Origin of the sequence: Lentzea sp. JNUCC 0626 (genome assembly GCF_043632865.1) — a bacterium.
GTDB lineage: Bacteria > Actinomycetota > Actinomycetes > Mycobacteriales > Pseudonocardiaceae > Lentzea.
Window position 1 is genome coordinate 6,839,654 of sequence record NZ_CP171635.1, and the last position, 15,501, is coordinate 6,855,154.

The 15,501-nt window shown below is 68.4% G+C and carries 16 protein-coding genes; 8 read left to right on the forward strand and 8 right to left on the reverse strand.

Translation table 11 applies throughout. The features are described 5' to 3' along the window. Positions 1 to 88: 88 nt before the first annotated feature. Positions 89 to 1,747 carry a substrate-binding domain-containing protein gene (locus tag JNUCC0626_RS31215; RefSeq protein ID WP_394614326.1) on the forward strand — a complete coding sequence of 553 codons (1,659 nt, stop codon included), beginning with the start codon at positions 89 to 91 and terminating at the stop codon, positions 1,745 to 1,747. A gap of 559 nt (positions 1,748 to 2,306) precedes the next feature. Here JNUCC0626_RS31215 and hpt read toward each other — a convergent pair. Genes hpt through dacB form a run of 4 tightly spaced genes read right to left on the reverse strand, consistent with a single transcriptional unit; the run spans position 2,307 to position 6,598 of the window. Further along, positions 2,307 to 2,855, reverse strand: coding sequence for a hypoxanthine phosphoribosyltransferase (gene hpt / locus JNUCC0626_RS31220; protein ID WP_030477529.1), 549 nt, complete (start codon positions 2,853 to 2,855; stop codon positions 2,307 to 2,309). A 17-nt stretch (positions 2,856 to 2,872) separates the two neighbouring features. Continuing rightward, a complete protein-coding gene (tilS, locus tag JNUCC0626_RS31225) occupies positions 2,873 to 3,784 on the reverse strand; it encodes a tRNA lysidine(34) synthetase TilS (RefSeq protein WP_394614328.1) in 912 nt (303 codons plus the stop codon). Then, a complete protein-coding gene (locus JNUCC0626_RS31230; RefSeq protein WP_394614330.1) occupies positions 3,781 to 4,824 on the reverse strand; it encodes a zinc-dependent metalloprotease in 1,044 nt (347 codons plus the stop codon). Before JNUCC0626_RS31230 ends, tilS begins: the two co-directional genes overlap by 4 nt. Before the next feature lie 28 nt (positions 4,825 to 4,852). After that, positions 4,853 to 6,598 carry a D-alanyl-D-alanine carboxypeptidase/D-alanyl-D-alanine endopeptidase gene (gene dacB, locus JNUCC0626_RS31235; RefSeq protein WP_394614332.1) on the reverse strand — a complete coding sequence of 582 codons (1,746 nt, stop codon included), beginning with the start codon at positions 6,596 to 6,598 and terminating at the stop codon, positions 4,853 to 4,855. A gap of 454 nt (positions 6,599 to 7,052) precedes the next feature. On the opposite strand from dacB, the gene JNUCC0626_RS31240 reads away from it, so the two are divergent. Continuing rightward, positions 7,053 to 7,559 carry an inorganic diphosphatase gene (locus JNUCC0626_RS31240; RefSeq protein ID WP_285647754.1) on the forward strand — a complete coding sequence of 169 codons (507 nt, stop codon included), beginning with the start codon at positions 7,053 to 7,055 and terminating at the stop codon, positions 7,557 to 7,559. A 61-nt stretch (positions 7,560 to 7,620) separates the two neighbouring features. Here the strand turns inward: JNUCC0626_RS31240 and JNUCC0626_RS31245 are convergent, their stop codons facing one another. Both JNUCC0626_RS31245 and JNUCC0626_RS31250 read right to left on the reverse strand, forming a co-directional pair. Then, positions 7,621 to 9,261, reverse strand: coding sequence for an MDR family MFS transporter (locus JNUCC0626_RS31245; protein ID WP_394614334.1), 1,641 nt, complete (start codon positions 9,259 to 9,261; stop codon positions 7,621 to 7,623). A gap of 2 nt (positions 9,262 to 9,263) precedes the next feature. Next, entirely contained in the window at positions 9,264 to 9,791 is a 528-nt protein-coding gene (locus JNUCC0626_RS31250; RefSeq protein WP_394614336.1) for a MarR family winged helix-turn-helix transcriptional regulator, read from the reverse strand. Between the two features lie 174 nt (positions 9,792 to 9,965). Between JNUCC0626_RS31250 and JNUCC0626_RS31255 the strand changes: the two genes are divergently transcribed. The 3 genes from JNUCC0626_RS31255 to JNUCC0626_RS31265 all read left to right on the forward strand — a co-directional run bounded on the left by JNUCC0626_RS31255 (position 9,966) and on the right by JNUCC0626_RS31265 (position 12,213). Beyond that, positions 9,966 to 10,418 carry a DUF4442 domain-containing protein gene (locus JNUCC0626_RS31255; protein WP_394614338.1) on the forward strand — a complete coding sequence of 151 codons (453 nt, stop codon included), beginning with the start codon at positions 9,966 to 9,968 and terminating at the stop codon, positions 10,416 to 10,418. 99 nt (positions 10,419 to 10,517) lie between these two features. After that, positions 10,518 to 11,237, forward strand: coding sequence for an excalibur calcium-binding domain-containing protein (locus JNUCC0626_RS31260; protein WP_394614340.1), 720 nt, complete (start codon positions 10,518 to 10,520; stop codon positions 11,235 to 11,237). 13 nt (positions 11,238 to 11,250) lie between these two features. Next, a complete protein-coding gene (locus JNUCC0626_RS31265) occupies positions 11,251 to 12,213 on the forward strand; it encodes a TIGR03617 family F420-dependent LLM class oxidoreductase (protein WP_394614342.1) in 963 nt (320 codons plus the stop codon). Here the strand turns inward: JNUCC0626_RS31265 and JNUCC0626_RS31270 are convergent. After that, complete coding sequence (locus tag JNUCC0626_RS31270) at positions 12,195 to 12,368, reverse strand: hypothetical protein (RefSeq protein ID WP_394614344.1); 174 nt, start codon at positions 12,366 to 12,368, stop codon at positions 12,195 to 12,197. The genes JNUCC0626_RS31265 and JNUCC0626_RS31270 overlap by 19 nt on opposite strands. 145 nt (positions 12,369 to 12,513) lie before the next feature. Between JNUCC0626_RS31270 and JNUCC0626_RS31275 the strand changes: the two genes are divergently transcribed. After that, the gene (locus JNUCC0626_RS31275) at positions 12,514 to 13,110 is read left to right on the forward strand and encodes an ArsR/SmtB family transcription factor (RefSeq protein WP_394614346.1); all 597 of its coding nucleotides are present in this window, start codon (positions 12,514 to 12,516) and stop codon (positions 13,108 to 13,110) included. Then, a complete protein-coding gene (locus JNUCC0626_RS31280) occupies positions 13,107 to 13,847 on the forward strand; it encodes an SRPBCC family protein (protein ID WP_394614348.1) in 741 nt (246 codons plus the stop codon). The genes JNUCC0626_RS31275 and JNUCC0626_RS31280 overlap by 4 nt, the downstream gene beginning before the upstream one ends. On the opposite strand, the gene JNUCC0626_RS31285 is transcribed toward JNUCC0626_RS31280, so the two are convergent. Continuing rightward, entirely contained in the window at positions 13,820 to 14,635 is an 816-nt protein-coding gene (locus JNUCC0626_RS31285; protein WP_394614350.1) for an endo alpha-1,4 polygalactosaminidase, read from the reverse strand. The genes JNUCC0626_RS31280 and JNUCC0626_RS31285 overlap by 28 nt on opposite strands. 255 nt (positions 14,636 to 14,890) lie before the next feature. Between JNUCC0626_RS31285 and JNUCC0626_RS31290 the strand changes: the two genes are divergently transcribed. Beyond that, positions 14,891 to 15,466, forward strand: coding sequence for an HNH endonuclease family protein (locus tag JNUCC0626_RS31290; RefSeq protein WP_394614352.1), 576 nt, complete (start codon positions 14,891 to 14,893; stop codon positions 15,464 to 15,466). Positions 15,467 to 15,501: the final 35 nt, after the last annotated feature.

Here is a 15,501-nt window from a genome sequence, read left to right on the forward strand (position 1 = left end):
TCCCCCGCCACTCGAAAGAGTGAACACATGACCGAAGGTAAGTAACTGTATGTCAGCACGTCATACGTCCCCCGGATTGTTCCGGCGGGTGGCCCTCCCCGTGGCCGCCCTGCTGGGAGTGGTCGCGGCGGCGGGCGTCACGGTCGTGGCACTGCGTGTCACCAGCGGCGCCGACTGCTCCGGCGCACTGCCGTTGAAGGTCGCCGTCACCCCCGCAGCCCTGGATGTCGTGAACGCCGCGGCGCAGGACTACCAGCGGTCACAGCCGGTCGTGAACGGCCGCTGCGTCCAGGTCCAGGTCGAGTCGCGCAACGCCGCAGACGTCGCGAACGAACTGCCGACCGCCCAGATCAACCCCCACTCGCTCTGGATCCCCGACTCGTCGATGTGGGCCGCCGAGGCCCAGCGCCTGTCCGCCGAGACGGGCCCGGAAGCCCCGAAACTGGACATCAAGCCGTCCCTGGCCACCAGCCCGCTCGTGATGGCCGGTTCGGAACAGGCGATGTCCAAGATCGGCTTCCCGGTCACCCCGGTCTCGTGGGCAAAGGTCGTCGACCCGCGCGTCCAGATCTCGATGAGCGACCCGACGATGACCTCTGAAGGCCTCGCCTCGCTCTTCGTGATTCGTACTTTGCTGGGCAATGCGGACGGAACTCCCAAACCGGAATTGGTCGGCACTCTCCTCCGCGTGGGCCGCAGCGCCGTTCCTTCCGTCCGAGACGCTTTCGGCAAAGTCACCACCGACGCCGAAAAGGCCCCGCTCTTCGCCGCGACCGAACAGTCCGTCGTGGCGAACAACAGGGCCGTGAAGGACAACGCGGTCCTGGGCGCCCCGCCCAAGGAAGGCACGCTCTCCTTCGACTACCCGCTGGTCCGCGTCTCCCGCCAGAACGAGCCGGAAGGCATCGGCGAGGCCGCGGCGGAGTTCGAGAAGACCCTCCGCTCCGCCGAAACCTCGAAGCGCTTCGGCGAAGCCGGCTTCCGCACCGTCCAGGGCGCCGCCCCGGCGAAGTGGTCGACGGACGTCGAGGGCGTCCAGGCGGGCGACGTCAAACTGATCGAGACCCCGACCGCGGACCAGGTCTCCGAACTCCTCCGCACCTGGGGCGCCATCAGCCTCGACATGCGCATGCTCACGGTCATCGACGTCTCCGGCTCGATGATCGAGAAGAGCGGCAACGGCAAAACCCGAGTGGAAGCGGCCACCGAGGCCTCGATGACCGCTCTCTCGATGCTCCCGGACACCACGGCCATCGGCCTCTGGGCGTTCTCGACCGACAAGAAGCCGCCGAACGACTGGATCGAACTGGTCCCGATCGGCCCGCTCGGCGAACCCCTGGCAGGCGTCACCCGCCGCAAGCGCCTGGAAGCCGGCGCCTCCCAACTCCCGGGCCTCGTCGGCGGCGGCACGGCCCTCAACGACACCACCCTGGCGGCCTACCGCCACGTCAAACAGGGCTACGACGCCTCGAAGGTCAACTCGGTCGTCCTGATGACCGACGGCCGCAACGACGACATCTCTTCGATCGACAACGCGGCCCTGATCGAGACCCTGAAGCGCGAGTCCGACCCCGCGAAGCCCGTCCCGATCATCATGGTGGGCCTGGGCGACGAGGTGGACATGGACGCACTCCGCGCGATCTCCGCAGCCACCGGCGGCAAGGCCTACCAGGCCCCGAACCCGGAGGACATCCGCGCAGTTCTCCTCGACGCCGTCTCGCAGCGCCGCTGCCGCCCGAACTGCTAGTCACCCCAGGCACGACAAAGCCGGGCTTCCCGAAAGGGAGGCCCGGCTTTCTTCATGGCCAAGCAGTCGAGCGTGAGGTAGCTGAGCGCAGGGCAGCGATGCGTTCGGCCACTGTGGCTTGAGGAGATGCGAAGCCGAAGGCGAGCCCGTCAGAGCGCAAGCATCGCGATGGCGCAGCCGAGCTTCTAAGCCCAACCGCAGTCGCGAACGCAAGGTGACCACCGTCTTGGCTTCGGCGCGCGGTGCCAACCGCCACCCACCAACACAAACCCCACCACCTACGAAACCCGGCGTGGCGAAGCGAAGCGAGCCCGAACGGGCTGATTCAAACCAGTGAGCCGGTTCCACCGCTCATGGCGATTGGGGCTTGACCTTGAGGGGCTGGATGCCAACATCTCAGACCGGCCGGGGCGCTTTTCACCCCGGCTTTTGAGGCCGATCAGCATCCAGCTAGAGGCTCAAGGTCAAGCCCCAATCGCAACCCACTTCATCCGTCTCGACCCAACTGGACCCCCCTCGCAAGGTGAGACGAACTGTGGGACGCAACTCCGCAGGGAATTCAGCTCGAATAAACCTTGGGATCCAACGTCCCGATGTAAGGCAGGTCCCGGTACCGCTCCGCATAATCAAGCCCATACCCGACAACGAACTCGTTGGGGATGTCGAACCCGACGTACTTCACCGGCACCTCCACCTTCACCGCATCAGGCTTGCGCAGCAAAGTGCACACCTGCAACGACCGAGGCTTCCGCGACTGCAGATTCTTCAACAGCCACGACAACGTCAACCCAGAATCGATGATGTCCTCGACGATCACCACGTTCCGGTCCGCGATGTCGCGATCCAGGTCCTTCAGAATCCGCACCACGCCCGAGGACGAAGTCGAGGACCCATAAGACGAAACGGCCATGAACTCGAGCTGCACCGGAACGGGCAGCGCGCGGGCAAGGTCGGCCATGAACATCACGGCGCCCTTGAGCACCGTGATCAGCACGAGGTCGGAGTCACCTTCTGGGTGATCAGCCGCGACCTGCTTGGCGAGTTCGGTGACCTTGTCGCTGATCTCCTGCTCGGTGATGAGCACGGATGCGATGTCTCCGTCGTACACGGACAGGTCCCCTCTGCTTAAGAACGTGGTTCCACAACGAGCCTGCCATGCGCGCGCCGCACGACAAAGCCGCCAGGTAGCCAGACACCGCCCTGACCGCGCCATTCACTCACCAGTGCGTCAACACGTCGCAGGTGCGAATCGGACAGTTCAGGCACTCCCTCACCCTGCAGCCACGTTCGGAGCACTCTCCGTCGCAGTGCCACGGGCAACTCGGAGATGTCGTCAACGGCACAGCAGTCGCCGGCGAACGCGGAAGCCAGCGAGTCGAGTGCGTCACAGTCCTCGCGCAACTGGGCGGCGGTCCGCGCCAACGAGGCGGCCACCCCTCCCTGCAGCACCGACTCCAGCAACGGCAGCACCTCGGCACGCAGCCGCACGCGCGTGAACGACGGATCGACGTTGTGCGGGTCCTCCCACACCGAAATCCCCTGCTCCGCACAAGCGGCCCGAGTGACGGCACGCGGCACCCCCAGCAACGGCCGCCCCCACGGCGCGTCGAACACCCTCATCCCGGCGATCGAACGGGGCCCGGACCCGCGCCCCAGGCCCAGCAGCACCGTCTCGGCCTGGTCGTCCAGCGTGTGCCCGAGCAGCACCACCCCGGCAGCGGGCCGCAGAGCCGCGTAGCGGGCAGCACGTGCGGCGCCCTCGGGTCCACCAACGGCACCCACCACCACGGGCTCCACACGCGACACGAGCCCGAAATCGGCGCACTGCTGAGCGGCCCGCAACGCCACGTCGGCAGACCCCGGTTGCAGCTGATGATCAACGACCACGGCCGAGGCACCGGGCACCAGCCGTCCGACGCACGCCGCCAGCGCCAGCGAATCAGCGCCACCCGACACGGCCACGGTCACCGCTGACGGTTGCACCGAATCCAGGAACCGGCGGACCGCCGAGCGGATCTCGGCGACCGGGCCGTTCACGGTGACACGCGGCGCAGCCAGCTCATCGGCTCGGCGATCTCCGCCCGGGTCGGCAGGGTGTCGGCGGACGTCCAGATCGCGTTGAAGCCGTCCATGCCCACTCGCTCGACCACGTACGAGGTGAACTCGGCGCCTTCCTCGTACTGCCGGACCTTGGCCTCGACGCCCATCACCGTTCGCAGGATCCGGTCCATCAGGCCGCCGCCCTTGCGCCGGGCGCTGAACCGGGTGCGGATGGTCGACACGGACGGCACGACCGACGGACCGACGGCGTCCATCACGTGGTCGGCGTGGCCTTCGAGCAAAGTGGACAGTGCGATCAGGCGGTCCAGCACGGCCTTCTGCTGCGGCGACTGGATGAGCTCGATCAGGCCCATCGGGCCGTCGCCCTCGCGCAGCTTGGCCCGGAAGTCGCGAATGATCTCGACCAGCGGCGCGCGCTCTTCGTCCATTGAGGACAGCAACGCCGTGACCTGGTCGGCGAAGTACTGCCGCAGCCACGGCACGCCGGTGAACTGCAACCGGTGCGTGCACTCGTGCAGGCAGACCCACATCCGGAAGTCGTCGTCCGGCACGTCGAGAGCCTGTTGCGCCCCAACGATGTTCGGCGCGACCAGCAGCAACCGGCCCGCGAGCTGGTCGGTCGGGCTGAACGGGTCGTACTGCCCGAGCACCCGCGACGACAGGAACGCCATCACGACACCGGCCTGGACGCCTGCCGTGCCGGCGAGCAGGCCCGCCATCGGACCGGTCTGCCGGGGCATCGCGGGCCCTGTCAACGCCGCGAGCCCCTGGGCGGCGGCAGCCACCCAGGCGGGCCGGTCCACGACCTCGCCCGGCAGCAGCGGCAGTCCCTGGCCGAGCCCTGTCAGCTCGCGGACGTGCACCTCCGCCTGCGGCGCGAGCGCGCGAAGCCTGCCGACGACGTGGTCGGCCTCGTCCTTGCCGATCACCGGTCCTGGCCTGACGAGCCTTGTCGCGGTCGAAACCGCCAGCTCCCAGTCCACCGGGCCGAGCTCTGCCTCCGTCGCGCCGTTCACGCTTCCGACGCTACCTGCGCACGGCCCGCTACGAACAGCCACAACCCCGCAACGCGGCGGCGAGCACGTCGAGCGCCGGGCGCACCTCGGTCTCCGGGTTGCGGTTGCTGGCGGACATGAACGAGAACACGAGCACCCGTCCGTCCACGTCGACCACGACGCCCGCGAGCGCGTTGACGCCGGTGAGCGTGCCGGTCTTGGCCCGCACCCAGCCCCTGCCCGATGCCGCGTCACCGCCGTATCGACCGGCCAGGGTGCCGCTGCCGCCCGCGACGGGCAGCGCCGTCAGCAACGGCCGCAACTTCCCGGTGCGCGCGTCGTCGAGCGTGGGCTTGGCCGCCGCCGTGAGCACGTCGGTGAGCAGCTTGGCCGGGATCTTGTTCGAGGCGGACAGTCCGCTGCCGTCGACGAAGTTCGCGCCGGTGAGGTCGAAGCCCGCCTTGGTCAGCACGTCCCGGACGGCCTTCACGCCGCCCGCGAACGACGCCTCGTTGCCGGTCTTCAGCGCGACCTCGCGGGCGATCGCCTCGGTCAGCACGTTGTCGGAGATCTGCATCATGTTGTCGACGAGCTGCTCGATCGGCGCCGACTTGATCTCGCCGAGCAACGCCGCGCCGGCCGGGGCGGCACCGGCGGTGGCACCGGGAGCGCCGATCCGCTGCGCGAACGCGTCCGCCGCCGCCTGGCCGGGGCTCGCCGTGCGCACGCCGTTGACGTTGGCCTGGTCGACCCGCCCGCCGTCGAGCATGAACGGCACGATCGGCGCGACCGACCCGCCCGCGATGTCGGCGGTCTCCCACTGCGGCCCGAGCGCCTCGCCCGCGTACCGGCTGAGGTCGAACTGGACCTTGGTGACCGGCCCCTTGGCCTTGACCTGGTTGACGAGGTCGTCGAGCGTCGCGGCGCCGGGGTAGACCGACTTGCCGGGCACGCCGGAGATCGTCGGGTCACCTCCGCCGACGATCACGACGGTGCCGGGTTCCGCGCCCGCCACGACCTTGGTCGAGAGCTGGTCGGTCTTCTCCAGGCTGAGCAACGCGGCCGCGGCCGTGAGGATCTTCAGGCTCGACGCAGGGGTCGCCGGCGTGGTGTCGCCCTGCTGCCACAGCGCCGTGCCGCTGGCGGGGTCGATGACGCTGCCCGTCAACGTGCCGAGCGCGCTGTTGCCCGCCGGTCCGGTCAACACGCCCTTCACGCCCGCCGCCGACGGCGCCGGGCCACCCGCGGTGACGGCCTTGACCAGCGTCTGGACGTTCGCCGGGGCGGCCGGGGGCTTGGTCTCGACCGCCTTGGTGCCGCCGAACTCCTGGACGGCGTAGATCGTGGCGCCGGCCAGGGCCGCGACGACGACCAGGCTGAGCACGACGACGAGGCCCTTGCGGCCCTTGCGCGGCTCCTCGGTCGCGAGCCGGTCCTCCGGCTCCTCCTCGTAGCCCGTGACGGGCAGGTCGCGCGATTCCTGCCGCGGCGGCGCGGGTGCGGGAGGCGGGGGCGGCGCCACGGGCCGGGTCTGCTCAGGACGCGACCGCTCGGGACGCTGCTGCTCAGGACGCTGCGACGGCGACGGCGGCGGTGGCGTGGGCGGCGCGGACGGGGCGCTCTGCAGCTGGTCGACCCGCTTCGTGGGCTCGGGCCGCTGCGGCGAGCCGTCCGGTCTCACCGGCTGGTCGAACCACGACTGGTCGAGGTGCGGCAGCTGGTCGACGCGCGCCGTCTTGGCGTTCGGCACCGCCATCTCGGTCGTCCGCTGGTCGGGCTTTGGTTCGATGCGCATCGGGACGGCCCGAGGTTGGCCGACTTCCGGACCAATCGCTCCGTGAGACTTCCCACCGGCGTTTTCCGCGGAGGGCGCCGGAGGACCCCCGAAACCGGGCACTGGCACACCCGAGGGCCTCGAACCGGCACCCGCACCGTTCGGGACGGAACGGATCGGCGAGGACCGCGGCGGCTCCGGTGTGGACGGCGGCGACAGCACGGCGGCGAGCGGGAAACGCATCGTCGGCTGATCCACCGAAGGGCGGTTGACCTGCACCGTTGGCTGTTGCGCGGCGGCGACCGACCCGGCGTCGTCGTCCTCGGTCGGCCACTGGGGCTCGTCCGGCAAGTGGGCCTCCGCTAGCTCGGTACGGGCAATCTCACACCCACCAACCACGGCTCCGATGAGGGTTGACAAGGCGTTGTGGTCCACACTAGTGGGCATCACGAATGGGCTACATGAGCGAGGACCAGTGGAATTCGACGTCCTGATCGAGATCCCCAAGGGCGTGCGCAACAAGTACGAGGTGGACCACAAGAGTGGCCGCATCCGCCTCGACCGGACGTTGTTCACGTCGACGCAGTACCCCGCCGACTACGGGTTCATCGAGAACACCCTGGGTGAGGACGGCGACCCGCTGGACGCCCTCGTGCTCGTCCAGGAACCGACGTTCCCCGGCTGCCTGATCGCCGCTCGTGCGATCGGCATGTTCCGCATGACGGACGAGAAGGGCGGCGACGACAAGGTTCTGTGCGTCCCGGCCAACGACCCGCGCCACGAGCACCTGCGCGACATCCACCACCTGGCGGAGTTCGACCGCCTGGAGATCCAGCACTTCTTCGAGGTCTACAAGGACCTCGAGCCGGGCAAGAGCGTCGAGGGCGCGTCCTGGGTGGGACGCACCGAGGCCGAGGCCGAGATCAAGCGCTCCTACCAGCGCTTGAAGGACGCCGAGGCACGCGGCGAGTCGTTCCACTAGGAACACGCGAAAAGAGGGGGACTGCTCGGAGCAGTCCCCCTCTTTTGTTGCCCTGCGACCCCTAGACCGCGATGGACTCCGCGTCCGCGACCCGCTCCAGACCCGACTTGGTCGACAGCGGCTTCTCGCGCAGGAACCACACGAGGACGAACGCGGCGATCATCACGATGCCGCCGGTCAGGAAGACCGTGTCGATCGCACTGGAGAACCCGTCGAGGAACGGCTTGGCCAGCACCGGGTCGAGCCCGTTGAGGAACTCGGTGTTGTTGATGTCCACCCCGGAACCGCCACCGCCCTGCAGCATCTTCGCGAACTCCGGGTTCTGGCCCAGAGCGGCGCGGAAGGCGTCGGTCTGCGCGGCGGCCTTCAGGCCCTCCGCGATCTTGTCGCCGACCGTGCTGAACAGGATCGACAGGAACACCGCGGTGCCGACGGTGCCACCGATCTGGCGGAAGAACGTCGCCGAAGCGGTCGCCACGCCCATGTCACGCGGCTCGGCGTCGTTCTGGATCGCCAGCAGCAGCGTCTGCATGCACTGGCCGAGGCCCGCGCCCATCAGGAACATGTAGCCCATGACGAGCCAGCTCGGCGTGTCCGTGCCGATGGTGCTGAGCAGGAACAACGCGATCGCCATCAGCCCGGCACCGATGATCGGGAACACCTTGTAGCGGCCGGTCTTCGAGGTCACCTTTCCGGCGATCGCGGTGGCCGACATGATGCCGAACGTCATCGGCAGCAGCATCAGACCCGACGTGGTCGGCGTGACGCCCTTGACGATCTGCAGGTACAGCGGGATGGAGACCATGCCGCCGAACATGCCGATGCCGAGCACGAAGTTGATCGTGTTGCCGAGCGAGAACGTGTGGTTGCGGAACATCCGGATCGGCAGCAACGCCTCGTCGCCCATGCGGTTCTCGACCCACACGAACGCCACCAGGCCGAGCACACCGATCACGTACATGGCGATCGACAGACCCGACGCCCAGCCCCACTCGCGGCCCTGTTCGGCCACGATCAGCAGCGGCACCAGGCCGACGGTCAGCGCGATGGCGCCACCGAAGTCGATGCGGTGGTTCACCCGCTGGTGCGGGATGTTCAGCACGCGGGCCACGACGAACAGGGCGAGCAGCGCGATCGGGACGTTCACCAGGAACACCCAGCGCCACCCCGTCACGCCGAGGAACGAGCTGAGACCGGCGAACACGCCGCCGATGACCGGGCCGAGCACGCTGGCCGAACCGAAGACGGCCATGAAGTACGCGGAGTACTTGCTGCGCTCACGCGGCGAGATGATGTCCGCCATGATCGCGAAGGCGAGCGACATCAGACCGCCGGCGCCGAGGCCCTGCACCGCGCGGAACGCGGCCAGCTCGTACATCGAGGTCGCGATGCCCGAGAGCAGCGAACCGACGAGGAACAGCGAGATCGCCGCGAGGTACATCGGCTTGCGCCCGTAGATGTCGGACAGCTTGCCGTACAACGGGGTCGTGATGGTCGCGGTGATCAGGTAGGCGGTCGTCGCCCACGCCTGCAACGTCTGTCCGTGCAGCTGGTCCGCGATGGTCTTCATGGCGCTGGCGACGATCATCTGGTCCAGCGCCGCGAGGAACATCCCCAGCAGCAGACCGGACAGGATCGTCATGATCTGGCGATGCGACAGGGAAACCCCTGGCGTGGGTGTCGCCTCGGTCGTCGATGACATTTCTAGTCTTCCCCTCCGTCGCGGGGCCCCGTCCCGCGGTTGGTCAAAAGCGGCGGAATGATCCGCTCGTAGTCCTGGACGAAGCGTTCGAACAGGTCCGCGAAGCCTTTGAAGTCGTCGTCGGCCCAGTCCGCGAACACCTGCTCGATGGCTTCGTTGCGCTGACGCCGTCGCGTCAGGATCAGCTCGCGGCCCGCCTCCGTGACCGCGAGAACGCTGGCCCGGCCGTCCGCCGGATCAGCGCGCCTCTCGACGAGCCCGTCCTTCACCAGGCCGGCGACCTGCCGGCTGATCGTGGACGGGTCCGAGAGAACCGCCTCCGCGAGCGCGCTCGAACGGCATTCCCCGAGACCGGAGAGCGTCGCGAGAAGCACGAAGGCGGACTTGTCCATGCCCTGCTTGGCCATCTGATGTGTGACCTGTGCGTGCATCTTGTTGAGCCGAACCATCGCCATGCCGACCCGGTCCGCGAGCGCGTGCTCCGGATCGACGTCGAAGGCGACGCCTGTGCACCTGCCCGGATCGACCATCTGACACCTCGTTGCTTGTATCACCCAACTAGTTGCTCGGTACAAGCATCCATCCCGGTCCACCGTTTCGCAAGTGAGTTTCAGGTCTCACTCCACAGTGGAGTGGTACGTACGCTCCGGGTAGCCGCTACCGACGGGTAGCCCACGGGGTTACTCGCCGGTAGCATCCGTCTCATGAGCCAAGACGTGTCGTTCATCGCCGACGCCATGAAGCAGGCAGTGCCGTACGTGAATACGACCGGCATCGAGTTCGAGGAGGTGTCGGCGAGCCGCATCGTGGCGTCCCTGCCCGACACCCCTGAGCTGCACAACCACATCGGCGGCCCGCACGCCGCGATGATGTTCGGCCTCGGCGAGTCCGCGTCCGGCGCCGTCGTGATGGCCGCGTTCGCCGCCCACCTCGCGAAGGCCACGCCGCTCGCCGTCAGCGCGGAGATCTCCTACAAGAAGATCGCCATGGGCCCGCTGCGCGCGGAGGCCGTGCTCGGGCGTTCCGCGGACGAGGTCCTGGCCGAACTGGAGGCCGGCACGCGGCCCGAGTTCCCCGTCACGATCACGATCAGCAACGCCGAGGGCGTCACCACCGGCGAGATGACCGTCGTCTGGACGCTCAAGCCCGCACGCTGAACTGGGCATCTCCGTATTTCGGTTGGAAATCGCAATGAACCGATCCGCTCGAAATACGTAACCTTGGCGGCTCTCCTCCCCGCGTGCACCATCGAGGTCATGTCGGGGTGGAGAACTGTGGGCGGGGTCGTACTGGTCCTGCTCACCGCGGGATGCGCCGCGCAGGTACAGCAGTCGAGGCCGGTGGCCGTCGAGAAGCCGGCCGAGGACGCGCCGGTGACGGCGTCGTCGCCGACCTCGGCGTCGATTCCGCCCGCCCAACTCGGCATCAGCGTGGCCTCGATCGTCGACGGCCGGGCCGTGATGCTCTCCGACGGCTCGAAAGCCGAGGTCAGTGGCCTCGCTCAGCCCGGCGCGTGCTGGGCGGACGCCGCCACGAGTTTCGCCAAGAGCATGCTGCTGAACCAGCAGGTGCGCTACGACCGCACCACCGGAGTCCTCTCCCTCACCGACGGCACCGACTACGCGTTGCTCGCGCTGGGCAACGGCGCCGGTCGCACCGCGGGCACTCCCACGCCGGGCCAGAAGGAGGCCGAGGTGGCCGCCCAACGCGTGCCGATGGGCCTGTGGGGCACGCCGTGCGGTGGCAAGGACGTCCTGGAGACCTCCACTCCCCCGCCTCCGCCACCTCCTCCGGTGACGACGACCACGACCAAGAAGCCGCCGCCGACGACGCAGCCGCCGAAGCCCACGTTCTTCGCGACCTGCGACGACGCCCGCCGCGCCGGTGCCGCCCCGCTCTACTGGGGCCAGCCGGGTTACCGGGTCGAACTCGACGACAACCGCAACGGCATCGCCTGCGAATCCCGGTACCGCTAATAACCTCAGCGGTATGAAGCTGGACAAGGCCGCCGTCGACTACAGCCCCGCGAGCGCCGGGGACATCGCGAAACGGGCGGAAGACCGTGGCTACGACGGGTTCTGGCTCGCCGAGACCAAGCACGACCCGTTCCTCGCGCTGGCCGGAGCCGCCGCCGCGACCGAACGGATCGAGCTCGGCACGGCGATCGCGGTGGCGTTCGCGCGCAACCCGATGACCGTCGCGACCACGGCGAACGACCTGCAACTGCTGTCGGGAGGCCGGTTCAACCTCGGTCTCGGCTCGCAGATCGAAACCCACATCACCAAGCGCTTCGCCATGCCGTGGAGCAAGCCCGCCGCGCGCATGCGCGAGTTCGTGCTGGCCCTGCGCGCGATCTGGCACGCCTGGGAGACCGGCGAGCGGCTGGCGTTCCGCGGCGAGTTCTACAAGCACACGCTGATGACGCCGTTCTTCGATCCGGGCCCGAACCCGCACGGCCAGGCGCTGATCTACCTCGCGGGCGTCGGCGAGCGGATGACCGAGGTGGCGGGCGAGGTCGCGGACGGCTTCCTGTGCCACAACTTCACGACCGAGCGGTACCTGCGCGAGGTGACGCTGCCGGCGTTGGCGCGCGGTCGCGAGAAGGCGGGAAAGTCGTTGGAGGGCTTCGAGATCAGCGGTCCCGTGTTCACCGCGACGAACGACGAGGAGATCGCCGACGTCAAGCGGCAGATCGCGTTCTACGGGTCGACGCCCGCGTACAAGCCGGTGCTGGACCTGCACGGCTGGGGCGCGCTGCACGAGGAGCTGCACCGCATGTCCCGGCGGCAGCAGTGGGCGGAGATGAGCGAACTGATCACGGACGAGGTGCTGGCCGAGTTCTGCGTCCTCGGCACTCCTGACACCGTCACGGCCTCGCTTCTGGACCGCTACGGCGACGTCGTCACCCGGATCTCACCGTCGCAGAACGTGCTTCAGCGACCGGAGAAGTGACTGAGCCCCTGCCGGGCCAGCTCGGCGTGGAACCCGACGAGCTCGGCGCGCACCCTGGCGACGCCCTTCTTGCGGATCCACCGGCGTCTGCCGACGTTGGCCGCGGTCAGGGCGAAAGGTAGAGCCAGCACGGTCAGGACTAGAGCGATGGTCACGTCGTCTCCTCAGGGGGTTGCGAACAAGCAACGACCAATCGAGACATCGCTTACGGTACCGGCTCGAACGCCACCCAGGTGGAGCAAAGTCACCGACAGACGATGAGTTCTTGACTAATTTTGTTTTCGGTGTGACGCTTGCGCCATGTTCGAAGTGGCGGTGATCGAGGACCCGTCCGCGGCCGAGGTGTCGCTGGACCCCGTGCGGGCGAGACTGCTCGCGGAACTGGTGGAGCCGGGATCGGCGACGATGCTCGCCGCGAAGGTCGGGCTGCCGCGGCAGAAGGTGAACTACCACCTGCGCACGCTGGAGCAGCACGGCCTGGTGGAGCTCGTCGAGGAACGACGCAAGGGCAACGTGAACGAACGCCTGCTCCAGGCGACCGCCGCGTCCTACGTCATCTCCCCGACGGCGCTCGCGGCCGTGCAGCCCGACCCGGCACGCTCCCCCGACCGGTTGTCCGCGCGGTGGCTGCTCGCCGTCTCGGCCCGGCTGGTGCGCGACGTCGGCACGTTGATCACGGGCGCGACCAGGGCGAAGAAGCGGCTGGCGACGTTCGCGCTGGACGGCGAGGTCAGGTTCGCCACCGCGGCGGACCGCGCGGCGTTCGCCGAGGAACTCGCCGGGTTCATGACGCAGCTGGTCGCGAAGTACCACGACGAACAGGCCGAAGGAGGGCGTCCGCACCGCGTCGTCGTCGCCCTGCATCCGAGCGTTGCCCCCAAGGAGGAAGAGTCGTGACGCACGAGTTCGAGATCACGAAGGAAGTCGAGGTCGAGGGGACCCCGGAGCAGGTCTGGGAGGCCATCGCGACCGGACCTGGCATCGACTCGTGGTTCATGGGCCCGCACACCGTCGACGGGCGTCTCGGTGGCCGGATGACGCTCGACATGGGCTTCTTCCAGGAGTCCTCGACGATCACCACCTGGGAGCCGGGCAAGCACCTCGCGTACTCGAGCGCCAAGGGCGAGGACGGCACGTTCCACGCCATGGAGTACCTGATCGAGGCCCGCGAGCAGGGCACGACCGTGCTGCGGTTCGTGCACAGCGGCATCCTCGCCGACGGCTGGGGCGACGAGTTCGTCGACCAGCAGTCGAAGGGCTGGGACATGTACCTGTTCACGATGGCCGAGTACGTCAAGCACTTCAGCGGACGGCCCGGCACGTACGTCTTCGCGCAGTGGCCTGAACAGCCGGAGGGCGCGGACAACTGGCCGGTGCTGTTGGGGGCGCTCGGTGTTTCGGTGGATGCCGAGGTCGGTGACGAGGTGACGTTGCAGCCGTTCGGCATCCCCGGTGTCGTCGACTACGTGGTCCGCCACGACCTGCACAACTTCCTCGGCGTGCGCGGCCCCGACGGCCTCTACCGCTTCCACGGCACGAGCGCGTTCGGCCACCACGTCTTCGGCGACGCCACCGGTGAAGCCGAGCGCTGGCAGGCGTTCCTGACTCAGACCGTCGGCGAGCAGACCTCGTAGACGTAGTCCTCGTGCCCGTACGGCACCACGTTCCGGTCGCGCCGGATGATCGACACCTTTCCGGCGCGATCGGCACAGGACTTGTTGAAGCCCGCCTCGGTGTACTCGATCTGGAAGAAGTCCCTGCCGAACGCGTTGGCGAACGTCCCGCACTCGTTGCGGGCCTGGCAGTCCTCGGTGATCGCGAAGTCGAAGCCGATCTCCTTCTTGCCCGCGTCACCCAGCTCGGCGGCGTTCTTCTGCGCCACCGCGAGCCCCTGCTCGTGCGCGTACCGCACGAACGACTTCATGTACTCCTTGGTGGCGTTGAGGTCGAACGCGCCCTGCGAGCGTTGGTAGGAGTCGAGGTTGTCCGGCTCGACGCCCTTGAAGTACGACGTCTTGCAGTCCTTGATCCACTTCTTCTGGATCTCCAGGATCCGCGCCCGCTTCTCGCCGGTGGAGATGTCGAGGATCCCCTCCTGCCACTCGGGATCGATCGCCGGTTCGCCGTTCTTCTTGACCAGCAGGTCGTCGTGGTTCTTGCGCCACCAGTCGAGCCCGCCCTCGGCCTTGTTCGGCTGCGTCTGCAGGGCGTTGAGGTAGCAGATGTTGTAGCGCCGGCCGTCGATGATCTTGCTGCGGTCCCTGACGACGATCTTCACCGGCACGTCGGGCTGGTAGGCACCCCCGAGCTGGTAGTCGAGCTGACCACCGGCGGGCGGTTTCTCCCGCGGCGGCAGCTCGGGCTCGCTCGCGCAGGACGCGAGCACCAGGAGCAGCGCGGCCACCGCCGCGGCGGTCTTCATGCGCGGCAGTCTGGCACTCATGACATAGCGCAGGCGTAACACCAGGAAGGTCACCTCTTCCGTTCTTGGGTGATGGACGTCCGCGACCCGCGTGGCGTTGCCCCGCGCGAGGGCAGCGAGTTAGGCCGTTGAGCGGCCATCAGTTCTTGGTACGACGGGTATTTCCCGTTCATGCGGTGGTTGCTGCTGATCCTCTTGCTGACCGGCTGTTCGGCGATTCCCCTTTCCTCGGCCCCTGGTCCTCAGGTGGACCGCGTGCCCCAGGGCACCCTGGACGCCGTCGCCGCCCGCACGTCGCTGGCCGCGCTGCCCGTCGCGACGCCAGGCCGGATGGACGGCTACGTCCGGGACTGCGACGACGGCAAGGCGTGCGTCTTCGGCCAGCCCTGGTTCGACACCGACGGCGACGGCTGCGACCAGCGCAGCCAGGTCCTGGCCCGCGACCTCGCCGAGGTGACCCGCAAACCGGGCCGCTGCGGCGTGCAGTCCGGCGTCCTCGACGACCCGTACACCGGCACGCAGGTGACCACCGTGTCGAAGATCCAGATCGACCACGTGGTGCCGCTGGCGGCGATGTGGCGCAGCGGGGCCAGCTCCTGGGCGCCGGAACAGCGGCTGGCGGCGGCGAACGACCTGCGGAACCTGGTGGCGGTGTCGGGGAAGGTCAACCAGTCCAAGGGCGACAAGACGCCGGACGAGTGGATGCCGCCTTCCGCCGGCTATGCGTGCTCGTACGGGCGGATCTACGTGACGGTGAAGGCGGCCTACAGCCTGTCGGTGACGGCGGCGGAGCGTTCGACGCTGGAGCAGGCGCTCACCACGTGCGGGTGAAAGAACCCGGCCACACCCGGCTCACCTGAAAAGCT

What these genes read in the sequence shown, in the direction of transcription:
- dacB (WP_394614332.1), bottom strand. Translation starts at nt 6,598, where the DNA reads ATGCGCATCGAACCAAAGCCCGACCAGCGGACGACCGAGATGGCGGTG.
- JNUCC0626_RS31245 (WP_394614334.1), bottom strand. Translation starts at nt 9,261, where the DNA reads ATGTCATCGACGACCGAGGCGACACCCACGCCAGGGGTTTCCCTGTCG.
- JNUCC0626_RS31250 (WP_394614336.1), bottom strand. Translation starts at nt 9,791, where the DNA reads ATGGTCGATCCGGGCAGGTGCACAGGCGTCGCCTTCGACGTCGATCCG.
- JNUCC0626_RS31255 (WP_394614338.1), top strand. Translation starts at nt 9,966, where the DNA reads ATGAGCCAAGACGTGTCGTTCATCGCCGACGCCATGAAGCAGGCAGTG.
- JNUCC0626_RS31260 (WP_394614340.1), top strand. Translation starts at nt 10,518, where the DNA reads ATGTCGGGGTGGAGAACTGTGGGCGGGGTCGTACTGGTCCTGCTCACC.
- JNUCC0626_RS31265 (WP_394614342.1), top strand. Translation starts at nt 11,251, where the DNA reads ATGAAGCTGGACAAGGCCGCCGTCGACTACAGCCCCGCGAGCGCCGGG.
- JNUCC0626_RS31275 (WP_394614346.1), top strand. Translation starts at nt 12,514, where the DNA reads ATGTTCGAAGTGGCGGTGATCGAGGACCCGTCCGCGGCCGAGGTGTCG.
- JNUCC0626_RS31285 (WP_394614350.1), bottom strand. Translation starts at nt 14,635, where the DNA reads ATGAAGACCGCCGCGGCGGTGGCCGCGCTGCTCCTGGTGCTCGCGTCC.